The organism is Caballeronia sp. LZ032 (assembly GCF_031451315.1).
Lineage (GTDB): Bacteria > Pseudomonadota > Gammaproteobacteria > Burkholderiales > Burkholderiaceae > Caballeronia.
The window spans coordinates 224798-238744 of the sequence record NZ_JARUXP010000002.1 but is presented as its reverse complement, the minus strand read 5'-3'; the positions used below and the strand labels follow the sequence as shown (position 1 = coordinate 238744).

Sequence of the window (13947 nt, the reverse complement as noted above, 5' to 3'; positions counted from 1 at the left end):
CGTTGATCCACCATTTTCGTGTCAGCAAAACGTATGATTCGTATGCCTCACCGGTGTAACGCGCGGTAAAGAAGAATCAGGACGATGCATCGCGCGGCGACATGCTTTGGCGGTAGCCTGTGAGCCATTGACCGTATGCCGACCGTCCCGCGATTCACTCATGCGGAATACCCAAACGCCGCTTCATGTAATGCTGGTCAACGATGACGCGCAATCGGCCGCGTCGATGCGTGCATTTCTTCATCGGCACGGCATCGAGTTGACCGTGGCGACGCAGGGCAATGGCGTGGAGAAGCGCATCGAGAGCGAGCACCCTGAACTTGTCGTGCTCGATCTGACGATGCCAGTGATCGACACGCTTGCCGCTCTGCGAGCGCTGCGCGGACTGGGCGCCCACGTGCCCCTCATTGTGTTGACGGCTCACCCGCGAGATATCGATCGCGCGCTTGAACTCGGCCTCGGCGCCGACGATTACCTGAGCAAACCTTTCAGCGCGCAGCAGCTTCACGCCCGCATCATCGCGCTGATGCACGGCCCGCGCGCCACTGCGCGCCGCGTCGACCCCTTTCATTTCGGTCCGTTTACGCTGGATTTCTCAACCCGCACCTTGCTGCGTGACCAGACGCCGCTCAAGATATGCGGCAGCGAATACGCGTTGCTCGTCATATTCACGCAGTATCCGATGCAGGCGCTTTCGCGTGCCCGGCTTGTGGAGTTGCTGCACGGGCCTCGCGCAACGGTGACGGAACGCGGCATGGACGTGCCGGTCTGGCGGCTGCGCCGCCTGCTGGAGGAGAATCCCGCCGTCCCGCGTCGCATTCAAACGCTTCGCGGCATAGGCTACATGTTCGTGCCGGACGAGGGCCACTGGATGTGAACGCGCTGCGCCGTATTTATCCTCACTCCGCCCAACAAAGCTCGCCGTCTTCGAGCGCGGGCATATCGACAGGCTCGATCACCTCATACAGGCAGTCTCCCCGTTGCGTCTTGCTCATCGAGCGTACGCAGATCACGGTTCCCGTCGTGGAGAAGAAGACGGGCGTCGCTGCACGCAACGGCGTCTCGACATCGTGCATATAACCGGCCAGCTCCCCTTCCTCGACTTGTTCGCCCAGACGAACCTTCGGTTCGAACACGCCGCGCTCGGGCGAGAGGACGAACGACCTGCCACCGGCACTTTTGAAAAGGCGCATCGGTTGCGCGGCGGCTTGCGGAGTCACGCTGATGATCCCGGTCCGATGCAATACGCGCCGCACACCCGCCTCCGCGAACGCCAGGATGTCAGGCGTTATCCGCGCTGCGCCGCCGAGTTCGGCCGTCAGCACCACCGTACCGGCCCGATCCGCCGCCGAATGAAAGGTGCGCTCCGCGCCCTGGCTGCCGCCGTAGCTGATGATGCAATGGGGCGCCGCAAATGCCTGCGCCAGCGCGAAGGTCTTCGCCACATGCGACGGGCTACCGAAGTCGCGAATGATGGAGCACGGCAGATACTCGAGCGAACGCCCGCCCGAATGCAGGTCGATTGCAACATCGGCCATCGGCAGGAGAACCGATTCGACATAGTGCGCGATCATCGCCGTGGGTCCGCCGTTTCGATCGCCGGGGAAGCTCCGATTGAGATTGCCGCCATCGATGGGCGACGTGCGCGTTCCCGCTGCGGCCGCGGGCAGATTCGCGGCGGGCAGTATGATCAGCCGCCCGTTGACATCGCCGGCATTGAGTTCGAGCGCGAGGCGCGACAGCGTCACCTGCCCTTCGTATTCGTCGCCGTGATTGCCGCCCAACATGAGGACCGTCGGCCCCGGTCCGCCGCGGATGCAAACGACAGGAATCTGGATGCGCCCGTAGGCGGACAGATCGTTCGAATCGGGCACGCTCAGGTAACCGTGCTGCTTGCCCGGAGTTGCAAAGTCGATATTGGTCGTCAGCCTGCTTGCGTTGGCTTCGGTGAGCTTGTCCACGGCGATCTTTCCCTCATCCATTCATGTTCAATACTTCGGAAGGCGTGCCGGTGCGCGCTACCCGCCCCTGTTCGATCAAGGCTACCCGGTCAGCCACTTCGGCAGCGAAGCGCATCTCGTGCGTGATCACCACCATCGTCATCCCTTCCCGCGCGAGCATGCGCATCACCTTCAGCACTTCCGAGGCCATGCGCGGATCGAGCGCCGACGTCGGTTCATCGAAGAGCATCAGTTGCGGTTCCATCGCAAGCGCTCGTGCAATCGCGACGCGCTGCTGCTGACCGCCGGACAGACTGGATGGGTAAGCATTCGCCTTGCCGGCCATTTCGACGCGCTCCAGCATGTGCATCGCTCGCTCGCGCGATTCCTTCCAGCTTTTCTTCAGCGCGAAACGCAGTCCGGATGCGGCGTTATCGAGGACGTTCAAATGCGGGAAGAGGTTGTAGTTCTGGAACACCACGCCGATCCGGGTACGCATTTCCGCCAATTGCCTGTCCGACGCCTCACGATAACAATGCTTCTCGCGTACGAATCCCACCGGCGTCCCCGCGACGGTCAGCTCGCCGGAGTCGATCTGCTCGAGACCATTGATGCAGCGCAGGAAGGTGGTCTTGCCGCAACCCGATGCGCCGATCAACACCACGACTTCCGACTGTCGGACGGTGAGAGAAAAATCGGCAAGGACGGCAGCGTCACCGAATCGCTTGGTTACGTTGCGCGCACAGACGATATCAACGGGCGCACTCATGCGAGTTCCTCCACGACAGCGCTCCTGACCGGCGCCGCCCCGCTGGAGCGCTGGTAACGGGAAGCCCATCGCTCGACCGCCGCCTGAGCGAGCATCAGCGCGGAGACCATGAACAGGTACCACGCGCTCACCACGAGCAGCAGTTCGATGATGAGAAAGTTGTCGGAGTAGATTTCCTGCGCGTGGGTCATGATGTCGCCTCCGCCGATGACCGCGACGAGCGACGTGTCCTTCATCAGCGCGACCACTCTCGTCATGCCCGAAGGCAGCATCACGCGCAGCGCCTGCGGCATCACGATCTTGAAGAGGATCGTCCGGCTGCGTATGCCGAGGCTCTGCGCGGCTTCGACCTGCCCGCGATCGACGGAGATGATGCCGGAGCGGATGATCTCCGAGAAATAGGCCGCTTCATGCAGCCCGAGTCCGATCATCGACGCAGTCATCGCCGTGATGATCGCGTTCGTCTGTCCTTCCCAGATCGTGCCGAGGAACGGCAACTCCAGATGGATGTGCGGAAAGACGATCGCGAGGTTGTACCAGAAGATCAGCTGGACGAGACCGGGCACGCTGAGAAACGCCCACGTGTAGGTGGCGCTCAGCGTGCGCGCCACCCCGATCCTCGATAACCTTGCGCACGCCAGCAGCAGTCCGCACAACACGCCGATCACCAGTCCGGCAACGGTCAGTACGAGCGTGATTTTCACGCCCGCGAGAATCCGCGGATCGAGCAGAAAGCGCGGGACGGCCGCGAAGTTGATCGCGCGGGTGTGCGCGACATCGAGCGCGAGTGTGGCCAGGATCGTGACGATGGCAATCGATACGATCCAAGCGCCCGTGCGCCTGCGCTTCCGGTATGGCAGCGCGCTGCCGGAGGTAGTGACGGCGGCGCCGAGCGGCGTGGCCGCGCCTTTCATGATGGGGTTGACCGGCATGCGTGTGCCTCACTGGCCGTCGTTGATGGTGAAGTCGGAAATCTTCTCCGCGCTGACATTCCATTTGTCGAAGATCCGCTCATAAGTCCCGTCGGCTTTCAACGATTGCAGCGCGGCCTGGATGGCCTTGGCAAGTTCGAGATTGCCCTTCTTCACGGCGATCCCGACCTTGCCGGATTCACCGACCATCGCAGGTTTGCCATCGACGCTGACCACTTCCAGCCGTCCTTCCGATTGATCGACCTCGTACACGCCGAGCGCAAAATCGCGCACTTCCGCCGCGCTGCGTCCCGACTTCAGGTCCAGACTGACCTGTGCCTGGCTGGGAAACCTCGAGATCGCGATCGGCTGCTTGCCGTCGGCGGCGCACTTCGAACTCTGCTGTTCGAGAATGGTCGATTGCATGCTGCCTTGCTGGGTCGCGACGGGAAGGCCGCACAGATCGCCGAGACTCCGGATGTGCCGCGGATTGCCTTTTTGCACGATGATCGACGTGAACGCCTGCGCATAGTCGACGAAGTCCACCTGCTTGCGCCGCGCCTCGGTGTCCGACATGTCCGAGAGCGCCATGTCGAAACGGCCCGACAGCAGCCCGGGGATGATGCCTTCAAACGGCACGTTCGAGAACGACGCCTTGACGCCGAGCTTGTCGGCCAGCGCTTTCCCGAGATCGATTTCGGCGCCCATCATCTGACCGTCCTTGTCGAATTCGAGCGGCGGAAAGCCGATGTAGCTGGCGATGCGCAACACCCCTGCCGATTTGATGACAGCCGGCGTCTGAATCGGGGATTGTGCGTTGACGATCCATGGCGTGCCGAGCGCGAGCAGCGCCAGGATCCATGACAACCACTTTCTGAGCGTTCCGGTCGAGCGATCGAGGTTCACGTTGCATCTCCTGATTCTTTGAATGGTCATGCGTTTGGTGCAGCCAGCGGCGCGCCTGCTGCGACGGGTTCGCGCGCCGAACTGGCCGTCGCGATCATCACGACGGTCGCCCCGTGCGGCAGCGTGCCGTTCGCTTTCAGAATGCGGATGGCGCCGAGCGCCGAGGCCGAGCTGAGTTCAAGATCGAAGCCGTGGCGCGCTGCGTCGCTCTGTGCCACAGTTGCAAGCGTGTCGTCGAGGCAGACCGCCGACCCGCGGCTCGCCGTCACGGCTCTGACGGCCTGATCGGTGGTCGTATCGCCGGCGATGGAAAACTGCTGCGTGTCGCCCGAAAAAAGATCCGTCGACTTTGCCTGACCCTGCAGGACTCGCGACAGGCGCGGGAATGGCTCGACCGCATGCAGCCTCGGCACCTTGTCGATCATCCCGGCGCGCTTCAGTTCGTCGAAGCCTTCGCCGATGCCCCATAGCAGATCTCCGCGCGCGCACGGCACGACGACATCATCGACGGCGCCGGCCTGCTGGAAGATTTCATAGGCGACCGTCTTGTAGCCTTGCACGCCATAGGGATTGCTCCCGACCGCGGGCAAGGCGAAGTTGGTGATCGGATACCAGCCTTCCGACACCATCCCGGCCATCACCTTCCAGCGATCCAGATGCGTGCGGCACACGACGATCTCCGCATTCATCCGTCCGAGCAGACTTCGATACGCATCCGAGATCGATGCCGTCACCAGCACGCGGCACTTCACACTGGCAGCCGACGCGTACGCGGCGAGGGAAATCGCTGCGTTGCCGGAGCTGGCGCAGACCACGCCGGCGGCACCGGTTTCGATCGCACGGGCCAATGCCAGCGGCGTCATCCGGTCTTTATGGCTGCCGGTAGGGTTCGCCGACTCGCGCTTGAAGATCAGCCTGTCGAGACCCATCGCATCTGCAAGCGCGGGCACATCGACGGCCGGCGTTCCGCCTTCGCCGAGCGACGGAAAGTCGAGGTAGGGCAACCAGGCACCGTACGATCGCATCGGTCCGACGCATGGCGGCAACGACAGCTCGCTCGGTCTGTATTCGGCGGCGACCGAGGTCGGCTCGCCGCGGCTTCTCGACGCCGGATCGCCTTCGAACCAGTCTCCCACGCCGAAATGCGATTGACCGTCGAGACTTCTGAATCCAATCAACAAAGGGTTGCGGACAACGTTGTTCATGAATATCCCTGGTTCATGCGAGAACGACTCGCGTTTTACAAGGCAAAGCGAATCCAGTCCGCGAGCGTGATCCGCTGCGACTCGATCGATAACCTCAGGTCTTGCTTGCACAGTGCTGCCGGACTGGGTGGGCGTTGCGCGATTGGCGGTGCCGCGGTCCGGAGATTCAAAGAGCGATGACTCGATGCCGGCGGCTTCATGAACCCGGTTCATCTTGTTCAAAAGTGTCGAGCCGGCAATAATATCTGTCAAATATCAAATTGCATGTAGTTGATTCAATCGCGATATCAACGCAGCGAGGTGAAAGCATGGATATGCGGCAGATCGAGTTGTTTCGAGCGGTAATGCTGCACAACGGCATCAACCGGGCAGCAGCGGCTTTGGGTGTGGCACAACCGAACATCAGCCGGGCCATCGCCGCGCTGGAGAAAGACGTCGGGTTCCAGTTGTTCAATCGTGAGAAGCAGCGCGTGACGCCCACCGACGAAGGGCTGTCGTTCTTCCGCGAAGTGCAGCACAGCTTCGCCGGACTGGACCGGCTTGGTCAGGCTGCGCGGGACATCAAGGAATTCGGTAACGGGCGACTGCGAGTGGCCAGCCTGATGGCGCTCTCGTTCGATTTCGCTCCACGGGCAATGCGTCGCTTCCTCGACCGCTTTCCGGAAGCAACGATTTCATTTCAGTCGAGGCCGAGCAGTCAGGTCTGGGAGTACACGGCGGGCGGATTATGCGAACTCGGATTCGCCGGTCCCAAGGAAGGATTCGCCGGTATCACTACCCATACATTCATGGCGAACAGTGCAGTTGCCGTTCTGCCTAAAGGTCATCGGCTTGCGCGCAAGCATTCGCTTCGGCAAGAAGACTTCGAAGGCGAGCGATTCATCTCGCTGGCGCTCGAAGATCCGACGCGGCATGTAGTGGACCTTGCCTTCTCCGAACGCAATGTCAAACGCAATCTCGTCGCGGAATCGCAATCGGCCAGCGTGCTATGCGCGATGGTTGCGAATGGAATCGGTGTGTCCATTACCGACCCGCTAATGTTTCTCGAAGGCCGCTTCAAGAACATCGTTTTCCGGCCGCTCGAGTTTTCCATCCGGAACGCCATCGAGCTTCTCATTCCGGCATCACGCAAGCCATCCCGATTGGGCGCCGGTTTCATCAAGGCGATGGAGGAGGAAAAGCTGGCGACGTTCGACGCGTTGCGCAAAGCCGGTTTGATCGAGCAGGACTATCGGTGATGTGTTCATGTTCGCGTAAGCGCTTCTATTCAAAAACCGACCTTCGTTGTACCCTTGTCACCCTCTCCGCGGGGCAGAGCGATACAGACAATTCAAATGGACATCAACCGCCTGGACCTCAATCTCCTCAAGATTTTCGACGCTGTTTATCGCCTGCGAAACCTGTCGGAAGTCGCCAAGGAAGTCCATCTCAGTCAGCCGGCGGTGAGTCACGCACTCGGGCGGCTGCGCGAGGCCATCGGCGACCGCTTGTTCATCAGAACGTCCGCCGGACTCGAACCGACGGCCCGCTGCGAGCGCCTCGCGGAACCCATACGTTCCGCGCTCGCCACCATTCAGGATTCGCTGCTGGACTCGATCGAATTCCTGCCGGAAGAATGCACGCGCGAGTTCCGCCTGCTACTGTCGGATGTGGGCGAGATCCTGTTCATTCCTCGCCTGCTCAGCCGCCTCAACGAGATTGCGCCAAAGGTGAAACTCGCGATTTTCCAGGCGCCGCGTTCGAGCTATGAACAGATGCTGGTGGGACGCGAAGTGGATCTCGTGGTGGGTCACCTGAACATGACCCGGCAGACCATTCGGCATGCCCATGTGTTTCGCGACCAATGCGTGGTCGTGACGCGCAAGCGGGATCGTGCTGACAGCGCCTCCAATGCGCTGACACTCGACGAATTCCAGTCGGGTTCGCATGTCGCCATCAAACAACTGGACGACCCGGTCGAGTCCGCGTTCGAGGATCTCAACATCCGGCGCACGGTGGTCATGCGCATGCCGAACTACTTCGCCTTGCCGAGCGTCATCGCGCAGTCTGATCTGCTCACCACCGTGCCCTCACGCGTCGCCGCGCACTTTCAGCGCAGCATGTCGCTCGACGTATACGACGTGCCCTTCCCCTGCCCGTTCTTCGATGTCCGCATGTACTGGCATACGCGCTTCGACACCGATCCCGCTCACGCATGGCTGCGCGAGACCTTTCTTTCCCTGTTCAAGTCAGACGAGCAATCGGTCGCGGCGCTGACGGCGCGATGATGGTTACCCGAAGGCGATCGTCATAGTCCGCCACGCACATCCATCAGGCAGCCCGTCACATAAGAAGCAGCGGGCGACGCCAGCCACACCACCGCTTCCGCGACTTCGTCCGCCGTTCCCATGCGTCCCAGCGGAATCGTGCTCGCAAAGCGAGCCAGCGAATCGGCCGTGCGCTGCTGGTGCAATTCCGTGTCGATGACGCCGGGCCGTACCGCGTTGACGCGAATGCCTTCCTGCGCCAGTTCCTTCGACAAGCCGATGGTCATCGTATCCATCGCGCCCTTGGTCGCCGCGTAGTGGACCCATACGTTGGGCGCACCCAGCACCGACGCACCCGAAGACATGTTGACGATGACGCCGCCCGCGCCGCCTCGCGCCGTCGACATGCGTCGCACCGCCTCGCGCGTGGCGATGAATGCGCCGATCACGTTGACGCTGAACACCTTCGCCAGGTTGTCGCTATCGAGATCGGCCACGCGGGACGTGCCGCCCGTGATGCCCGCGTTGTTCACCAGCACGCCGATGCGGCCCAGTTCGTCGATCTGCCGGAACGCGTCGAGCAGCGCGTGCTCGTCGCCCATGTCCGCGCGGATCGCCCACGCCTTGCCCGCGTTTGTTTCGATCTCGTCGACGACACCCTGCGCAGCAAGCGCGTCGTTCTTATAGAGAATCACCACGGGATGCGTCATCGCGGCGCGACGCGCAATGGCCGCGCCAATGCCGCGGCTGCCGCCCGTGATCACGAACAGTGGTTTATCGCTCATCCAGCTTCCTTTTCCAGTCTGATCGAGGTCTAGTAAGCGCCGTCGTTCGCATGCGACGCGCTCTTCGCGACAAGAGCCGCGTCCCTGAAACTGCGCGCAAGCTCGGTCGCCGCGCGCACCAGCAAGGTCGTATCGACACCGACGGCCACGAACTGCGCGCCAGCCTCCAGATAGTCATGCGCGAGCTTGCCATCCGTCACGAGGACACCCGCCGCCTTGCCTGCGCTTCGCACCACCGCGATGCCCTCGATGATCGCCGCTCGCACATCGGGATGATTGGCCTGGCCGCGCAAACCCATGTCCGCGGACAAGTCGGATGGGCCGAAGAACACGCCGTCGACGCCCTCGGTCGATGCGATCTCGTGCAGGTTGCTCATGGCTTGCCGCGTCTCGGCCTGAACCAGCAGCGCAACCTCGCCGTTGGCCTGATTCAGATAGTCGTCGATCTGGTTCCAGCGCGACGCTCGCGCCAGCGCTGCCCCAAGCCCCCGTATGCCCTCGGGCGGATAGCGCATGGCCTGCATCATCAGGCGTGCTTCTTCGGCGGTGTTGATCATTGGAATGAGCAGCGTCTGCGCGCCGATGTCCAGGTATTGCTTGACGAGCGACACATCGGCACGCACCGGACGTACAACTGCGTGCGACGAATACGGCTCGATCGCACGAAGTTGGTCCAGCGTCGTCCGTACATCGTTGGGCGCGTGCTCGTTGTCGAGCAGGAGCCAGTCGAAGCCCGTTCCGGCGAGCAGCTCGGCGGCATTGGCGTCGGCGAGTCCCACCCACAGCCCGATCTGCCGCTCTCCCGCGTGCAGCGCCCGTCGAAATGAATTTTCGCGAATCTGCATCTAGAGTCCTCAATGGAAGCGGAACGAGATCGCGCCGAGCGGACCGTAGTCGACATGGAAGCTGTCGCCGAATGCCGCGAAGCACGGTCGCGTGAACGAACCCGCCAGCACGATGTCGCCCGCCTCGATCTGTTCGTCGTAGGGCGCGATCTTGTTCGCGAGCCATGCCACGCCGTTTGCCGGATGATTCAGCACGCCGGCCGCGAGCCCCGTCTCCTCGATGACGCCGTTCTTGTAGAGCATCGCGCCGATCCAGCGAAGATCCACTTCCAGCGGGTTCATCGGACGTCCGCCGAGAACGATGCCGGCGTTCGCCGCGAAGTCGCTGATGGTGTCGCAGACCCGGCGCATCGCGCCCGTTTCGCTGTCGCGCTGTTCGATGCGCGCATCGATGATCTCGATGGCCGGGACCACATAGCTCGCCGCGGACAGTACGTCGAACATCGTGATACCCGGGCCCTTGAGCGGACGGTTCATGACGAAGGCCAGCTCCACTTCGACGCGTGGCGCGATGAAGCGATCGAACGGGATATCGCCGCCGCCCTCGAAGAACATGTCGTCCATCAGGGGCGCGAAATCAGGCTCGGTAATCTGGCTTGCCTGCTGCATCGCGCGCGACGTCAAGCCAATCTTTCGTCCCTTGATCTTGCGGCCGTCCGCGACTTCGAGCGCGACCCACGCACGCTGGATCGCATAGCCGTCGTCGACGGTCATCTGCGGATACTGTTTCGTGAAATGCGGCAACTGGACGCGCGTCCTGCGCGCCTCATACAACTGGCGGGCGAGTTGCGCGATGGTGTCTTGCGGAAGCATGAATCGACTTTTCCTTTTGGCTGTCGGATGGAGGTTGCATGGGACCGTCATGAATCAGCCCGCCATGCGCGGACCGACATAACCCGTCTGCCCGGCTTCCGACCCGAGGTTCAGAATGGGGCCGTCCATGCGCTCCTGCCAGATCAGCGACTCCATACCGATGTGCAGCGGATGATCCTGGATCGTGAGAATGAAGGTGGCCTCTTCATCGTAGTAGTGCGCATGCTCCGACCACGACGGTCCCGAGAGCAGCAGGTCGCCCGCCTTCCATGGAATCTCGACGCCATCGACGATGCTTCTTCCGTGCCCCGTGAAGTGATAGTTGATCGCGACCGAGCTGTGCTTATGACCACGTCCGACCTTGCGTGCCGGCTTTCCCACGGGATGCGAGAAGATCGTGGCGAAGAACGAGTGAGTCGTGCCGTTGCGACGTTCCGTTGCCGGGTTATAGAGAAGGATGATGTTGCGCTTCGCGTCGCCGTTCTCCATCGTCAGCATGTCGGCGACGGCTTCCCACGGCCACACCAGCGGCCGGTTGCGCACCACTTCGATATCCGTCAGGAATTCATAACCGCGCAGCCGCGCGCCTGCGTCGGAGATCTGCCGGTCAGGCGCGTTGTTGCGGTTATAGCTGTGGTCGAGTCCGGTCGCGGAGATCTCGACGTTGCGTTCGGTGACCGAATCAGCATAGTTGATCCAGTGCACGGCCAGCTTGCGCAACAAGGGCGCGTTGGAATACGTGAGACGCACCCAAGGCTCGTCGCCGGTGTTCTTGTGCGAATACGCCTGCATCGAAGGGATGGTGAGCGTTCCCCACTTGCTCAACTGGTGCGCTTCCGTCCCGACTTTGACGCTGCCCGAGCCACGGATGCAGAACTCGATCTGATTGGAATTGCGCATCAGCGCACGCGTCTCTTCGCCTGGATTGACGACGCTGATGGTGACGTCGATGCCGGGCGCGAAGCCCATCGAGCCATCCGTGCACGACGGATGAACGATCAACGCCGCACGCCGGCCGTCCTCGGGCAGCGGCATCTCGCTCAGTCGGCTGATCTCGCGCTCGGTCTCCTCGCGCGGGACGAGCAGCGGTTGCCAGGGTGTGATGGGCGCCGGTGCGGCTGCGCTGCCGTCCAGCATCGTGAATGTGGGTTCGCTCATGGTGTCCTCCGATATGCCTGAACTTGTAGTGAGGGGGGAGCCGGTCAGTTCCTGGATCAGCGGATTGGCGCAGGACCGCTGAGCGGCAGACGGATCTCCGCGCCGTGTCCCGTCACCGCGCGCTCATAGGCAAGCTTGGCGACAGCCAGATCCGATATGCCCATGCCCATGGCCTTGAAGAGCGTGATATCGCCTTCACGCTTCCTGTCGAGGCCGTGTCGAATGACGTCGGGCAAGGTCTGAACGTGTGCCCAGCCTTCATTCGCCGAGCCGAAGAAGTCGATGAATTCGCGGGACGCCTTTTGCGTGTTGACGAGGTTGTCGACCACGATCGCGACGGCGCGCTCGAACACGTCGGGAAAGAACTCCGCGTTGTGCGGCAGGATCGCGCCAACCGCATTCAGGTGCGCATTGGGCGCAAGCAAGCGCGCGTCGAAGAAAGGCTGCGTCGCCCGCGTGACCAGCGTCACGATTTCGGCGCCATCGACTGCATCTTCGAGCGAGGTTGCCTCGACGACCTGCACCGAGCCTAGACTGGTTGCCACCTTCTCGAAGAACGCGTGACGCTTCTCGGCGGTAGGACTCCAGATGCGCAAACGCTTGAGCGGCCGAACCGCGTTGACGGCAAAAATCTGCGCGAGTGCCTGACGCCCGCTGCCGATGATCGCCATGTCGCTCGCGTGCCTGTCGGCCATCCAGCGCGTGCCGACAGCGGTCATCGCGGAGGTCCGGATCTGGCCGAGCGTGTTTGCTTCGAGCATGGCGAGCAGCCGGCCGTTCTCGGTGCTGAACAGCGAGAACACCGCTTTCGCGCCGGCGGCGGTATGCACCCATGTCTTGAAGCCGCACACGCCCTCGCGCAACGACGCGGAGCCGAGCGCATGCATGGAGCCGCCATCGCCGATATCGCCGATTGCCTTGGGAACGTTGAACGCCGTGTCGTTGGCGATCTCGCCGAGGCTGTTCTCCAGCGCATCGATGGCGTCGTCGAGCGGCACCAGCTTCGATACATCGGATTCAGTTATCCAGATTGCTTCTTGTGTCATCAGTTATCCTGCCAAATGTGAATGGAGTGTGGGGCGATCGTGGTCGCTGCCGGCTACATCGAATCAGATGAATGGAAGATGACGCTCGCTCGACTTGCTCGCGATCAGCCAACGCTCGCCATCGAAGACCAGCGTGTCGATGCAGCGCCGCACTGCCGAGGGTGTCATCGACGGTGTGTCGCTTGCGTCCGTGCGTTGCGCTTCGAAGGCCATCAGGAAGAAGCTCACTTCGGCATGGGTACGATCCACCCTCGACACCAGCGGATTGCAGACAGCATGGAACGTTCTCCGGGTCTCGGGACGCGCAGCGAGCGCCCGGCCGATGCTTTCGCGGCCGCGCAGTGCTTCGCCGTTCCGATGCCACACGCCATCCGGCGCGAACAACGACACCGCCAGCTCGTGGGTACGCTCGTCGAGACAGCGGAAGAATGCGAAGACGGTTTCCGTACACGCCTTCGACGATGCAAGCGCTGCTTCATCCGACATGCGGCCTCCGCTCGTTGGTCACCGTATTGGCAAGCGTGCCGATGCTCGACACGTCAACTTCGAAGACATCGCCTTCCCGCAGATAGCGCGGCGGCTTCCGAGTCATGCCCACGCCTTCGGGCGTGCCGGTGGCGATGACATCGCCGGCATCGAGCGTGGTGAAGGAACTGAGGTAGGCGATCAACTGCGGCACGCTGAAGATCAGATCATCCGTTCCGGAGCGCTGTACTTCTTCGCCGTTGAGCCGGCCAGTCAGCACGAGCCTGCCTGGATCGGGCACTTCATCGGCGGTGACGATCCACGGACCCAGCGCGCCCGAACGCTCGAAGTTCTTGCCCGGCGTCGCCTGTGTGTTGTGCTGCTGGAAATCCCGCACCGAGTTCTCGGCCATGCACGTATAACCGGCTACGTATTCGAGCGCGTGCTCGACGCTCACATGCCGCGCAGGCTTGCCGATGACAACCGCCAGTTCCGCTTCGTAGTCGAAGCAGTCGGAGTTGAAGGGACGCACTACCGGCTCGCCATGTCCGACCAGCGAACTGGCGAAGCGAACGAAGATGGACGGATACTCGGGAAAGGCACGCTTCATTTCCACCAGATGCGCGCGATAGTTCAAGCCCGCGCATATGATCTTCGCATCGCGCCCGACCGGCGGCAGAAGCCTCACGGCGGAGAGCAGCACGGTCTCGCCAGCGGCGCCGGAGCGCGCCTGTGCTATGGCCTGTTCGAACGTATCGGCAGCGTCGATCGAGGTCACCTGGTCGTCATTCAGAACGCCCCACCGCTGGCGACTTGCGTGCTCAAAACGAACAATTTTCATCTCGCACTTTCCATTGA

General features: G+C 62.2%; 15 protein-coding genes. 3 read left to right on the top strand and 12 right to left on the bottom strand.

The annotated features are described in order from the left end of the window. Positions 1-190: 190 nt before the first annotated feature. The gene (locus tag QCE69_RS16715; RefSeq protein WP_309931942.1) at positions 191-877 is read left to right on the top strand and encodes a response regulator; all 687 of its coding nucleotides are present in this window, start codon (positions 191-193) and stop codon (positions 875-877) included. 22 nt (positions 878-899) lie between these two features. Here QCE69_RS16715 and QCE69_RS16710 read toward each other — a convergent pair whose 3' ends face one another. The 5 genes from QCE69_RS16710 to QCE69_RS16690 are packed head-to-tail and all read right to left on the bottom strand — an operon-like array spanning position 900 to position 5944. Next, positions 900-1982 (bottom strand): succinylglutamate desuccinylase/aspartoacylase family protein, encoded by a 1083-nt coding sequence (locus QCE69_RS16710; RefSeq protein ID WP_309931940.1) that lies wholly within the window; start codon positions 1980-1982, stop codon positions 900-902. Then, entirely contained in the window at positions 1975-2709 is a 735-nt protein-coding gene (locus QCE69_RS16705) for an amino acid ABC transporter ATP-binding protein (protein ID WP_309931938.1), read from the bottom strand. The genes QCE69_RS16710 and QCE69_RS16705 overlap by 8 nt, the downstream gene beginning before the upstream one ends. Beyond that, the gene (locus tag QCE69_RS16700; protein ID WP_309927769.1) at positions 2706-3641 is read right to left on the bottom strand and encodes an amino acid ABC transporter permease; all 936 of its coding nucleotides are present in this window, start codon (positions 3639-3641) and stop codon (positions 2706-2708) included. Before QCE69_RS16700 ends, QCE69_RS16705 begins: the two co-directional genes overlap by 4 nt. 9 nt (positions 3642-3650) lie before the next feature. Then, the gene (locus QCE69_RS16695; protein ID WP_309931937.1) at positions 3651-4526 is read right to left on the bottom strand and encodes an ABC transporter substrate-binding protein; all 876 of its coding nucleotides are present in this window, start codon (positions 4524-4526) and stop codon (positions 3651-3653) included. 26 nt (positions 4527-4552) lie between these two features. Beyond that, complete coding sequence (locus QCE69_RS16690; protein WP_309932808.1) at positions 4553-5944, bottom strand: pyridoxal-phosphate dependent enzyme; 1392 nt, start codon at positions 5942-5944, stop codon at positions 4553-4555. A gap of 95 nt (positions 5945-6039) precedes the next feature. Here QCE69_RS16690 and QCE69_RS16685 point away from each other — a divergent pair, with 95 nt between their 5' ends. Together QCE69_RS16685 and QCE69_RS16680 are read left to right on the top strand one after the other, a co-directional pair. Continuing rightward, on the top strand, positions 6040-6969 hold the full coding sequence (locus QCE69_RS16685; protein ID WP_309931935.1) for a LysR substrate-binding domain-containing protein: 930 nt from the start codon (positions 6040-6042) through the stop codon (positions 6967-6969). A gap of 96 nt (positions 6970-7065) precedes the next feature. Continuing rightward, positions 7066-7998 carry a LysR family transcriptional regulator gene (locus tag QCE69_RS16680; protein WP_309927774.1) on the top strand — a complete coding sequence of 311 codons (933 nt, stop codon included), beginning with the start codon at positions 7066-7068 and terminating at the stop codon, positions 7996-7998. Between the two features lie 20 nt (positions 7999-8018). Here QCE69_RS16680 and QCE69_RS16675 read toward each other — a convergent pair whose 3' ends face one another. The 7 genes from QCE69_RS16675 to QCE69_RS16645 all read right to left on the bottom strand — a co-directional run bounded on the left by QCE69_RS16675 (position 8019) and on the right by QCE69_RS16645 (position 13930). Further along, on the bottom strand, positions 8019-8762 hold the full coding sequence (locus tag QCE69_RS16675) for an SDR family oxidoreductase (protein WP_309931933.1): 744 nt from the start codon (positions 8760-8762) through the stop codon (positions 8019-8021). Positions 8763-8791: 29 nt separating this feature from the next. Further along, positions 8792-9607, bottom strand: a complete 816-nt coding sequence (hpaI, locus tag QCE69_RS16670) for a 4-hydroxy-2-oxoheptanedioate aldolase (RefSeq protein ID WP_309931931.1) — start codon at positions 9605-9607, stop codon at positions 8792-8794. 9 nt (positions 9608-9616) lie between these two features. Continuing rightward, on the bottom strand, positions 9617-10420 hold the full coding sequence (gene hpaH / locus QCE69_RS16665) for a 2-oxo-hept-4-ene-1,7-dioate hydratase (protein WP_309927778.1): 804 nt from the start codon (positions 10418-10420) through the stop codon (positions 9617-9619). A gap of 54 nt (positions 10421-10474) precedes the next feature. Further along, positions 10475-11578 (bottom strand): hypothetical protein, encoded by a 1104-nt coding sequence (locus QCE69_RS16660; RefSeq protein WP_309931930.1) that lies wholly within the window; start codon positions 11576-11578, stop codon positions 10475-10477. A gap of 56 nt (positions 11579-11634) precedes the next feature. Then, complete coding sequence (locus tag QCE69_RS16655; protein ID WP_309931928.1) at positions 11635-12624, bottom strand: ornithine cyclodeaminase family protein; 990 nt, start codon at positions 12622-12624, stop codon at positions 11635-11637. Between the two features lie 63 nt (positions 12625-12687). Continuing rightward, a complete protein-coding gene (locus QCE69_RS16650) occupies positions 12688-13110 on the bottom strand; it encodes a nuclear transport factor 2 family protein (protein ID WP_309931926.1) in 423 nt (140 codons plus the stop codon). Then, the gene (locus QCE69_RS16645) at positions 13100-13930 is read right to left on the bottom strand and encodes a fumarylacetoacetate hydrolase family protein (RefSeq protein WP_309931924.1); all 831 of its coding nucleotides are present in this window, start codon (positions 13928-13930) and stop codon (positions 13100-13102) included. The genes QCE69_RS16650 and QCE69_RS16645 overlap by 11 nt, the downstream gene beginning before the upstream one ends. Positions 13931-13947 lie beyond the last annotated feature (17 nt).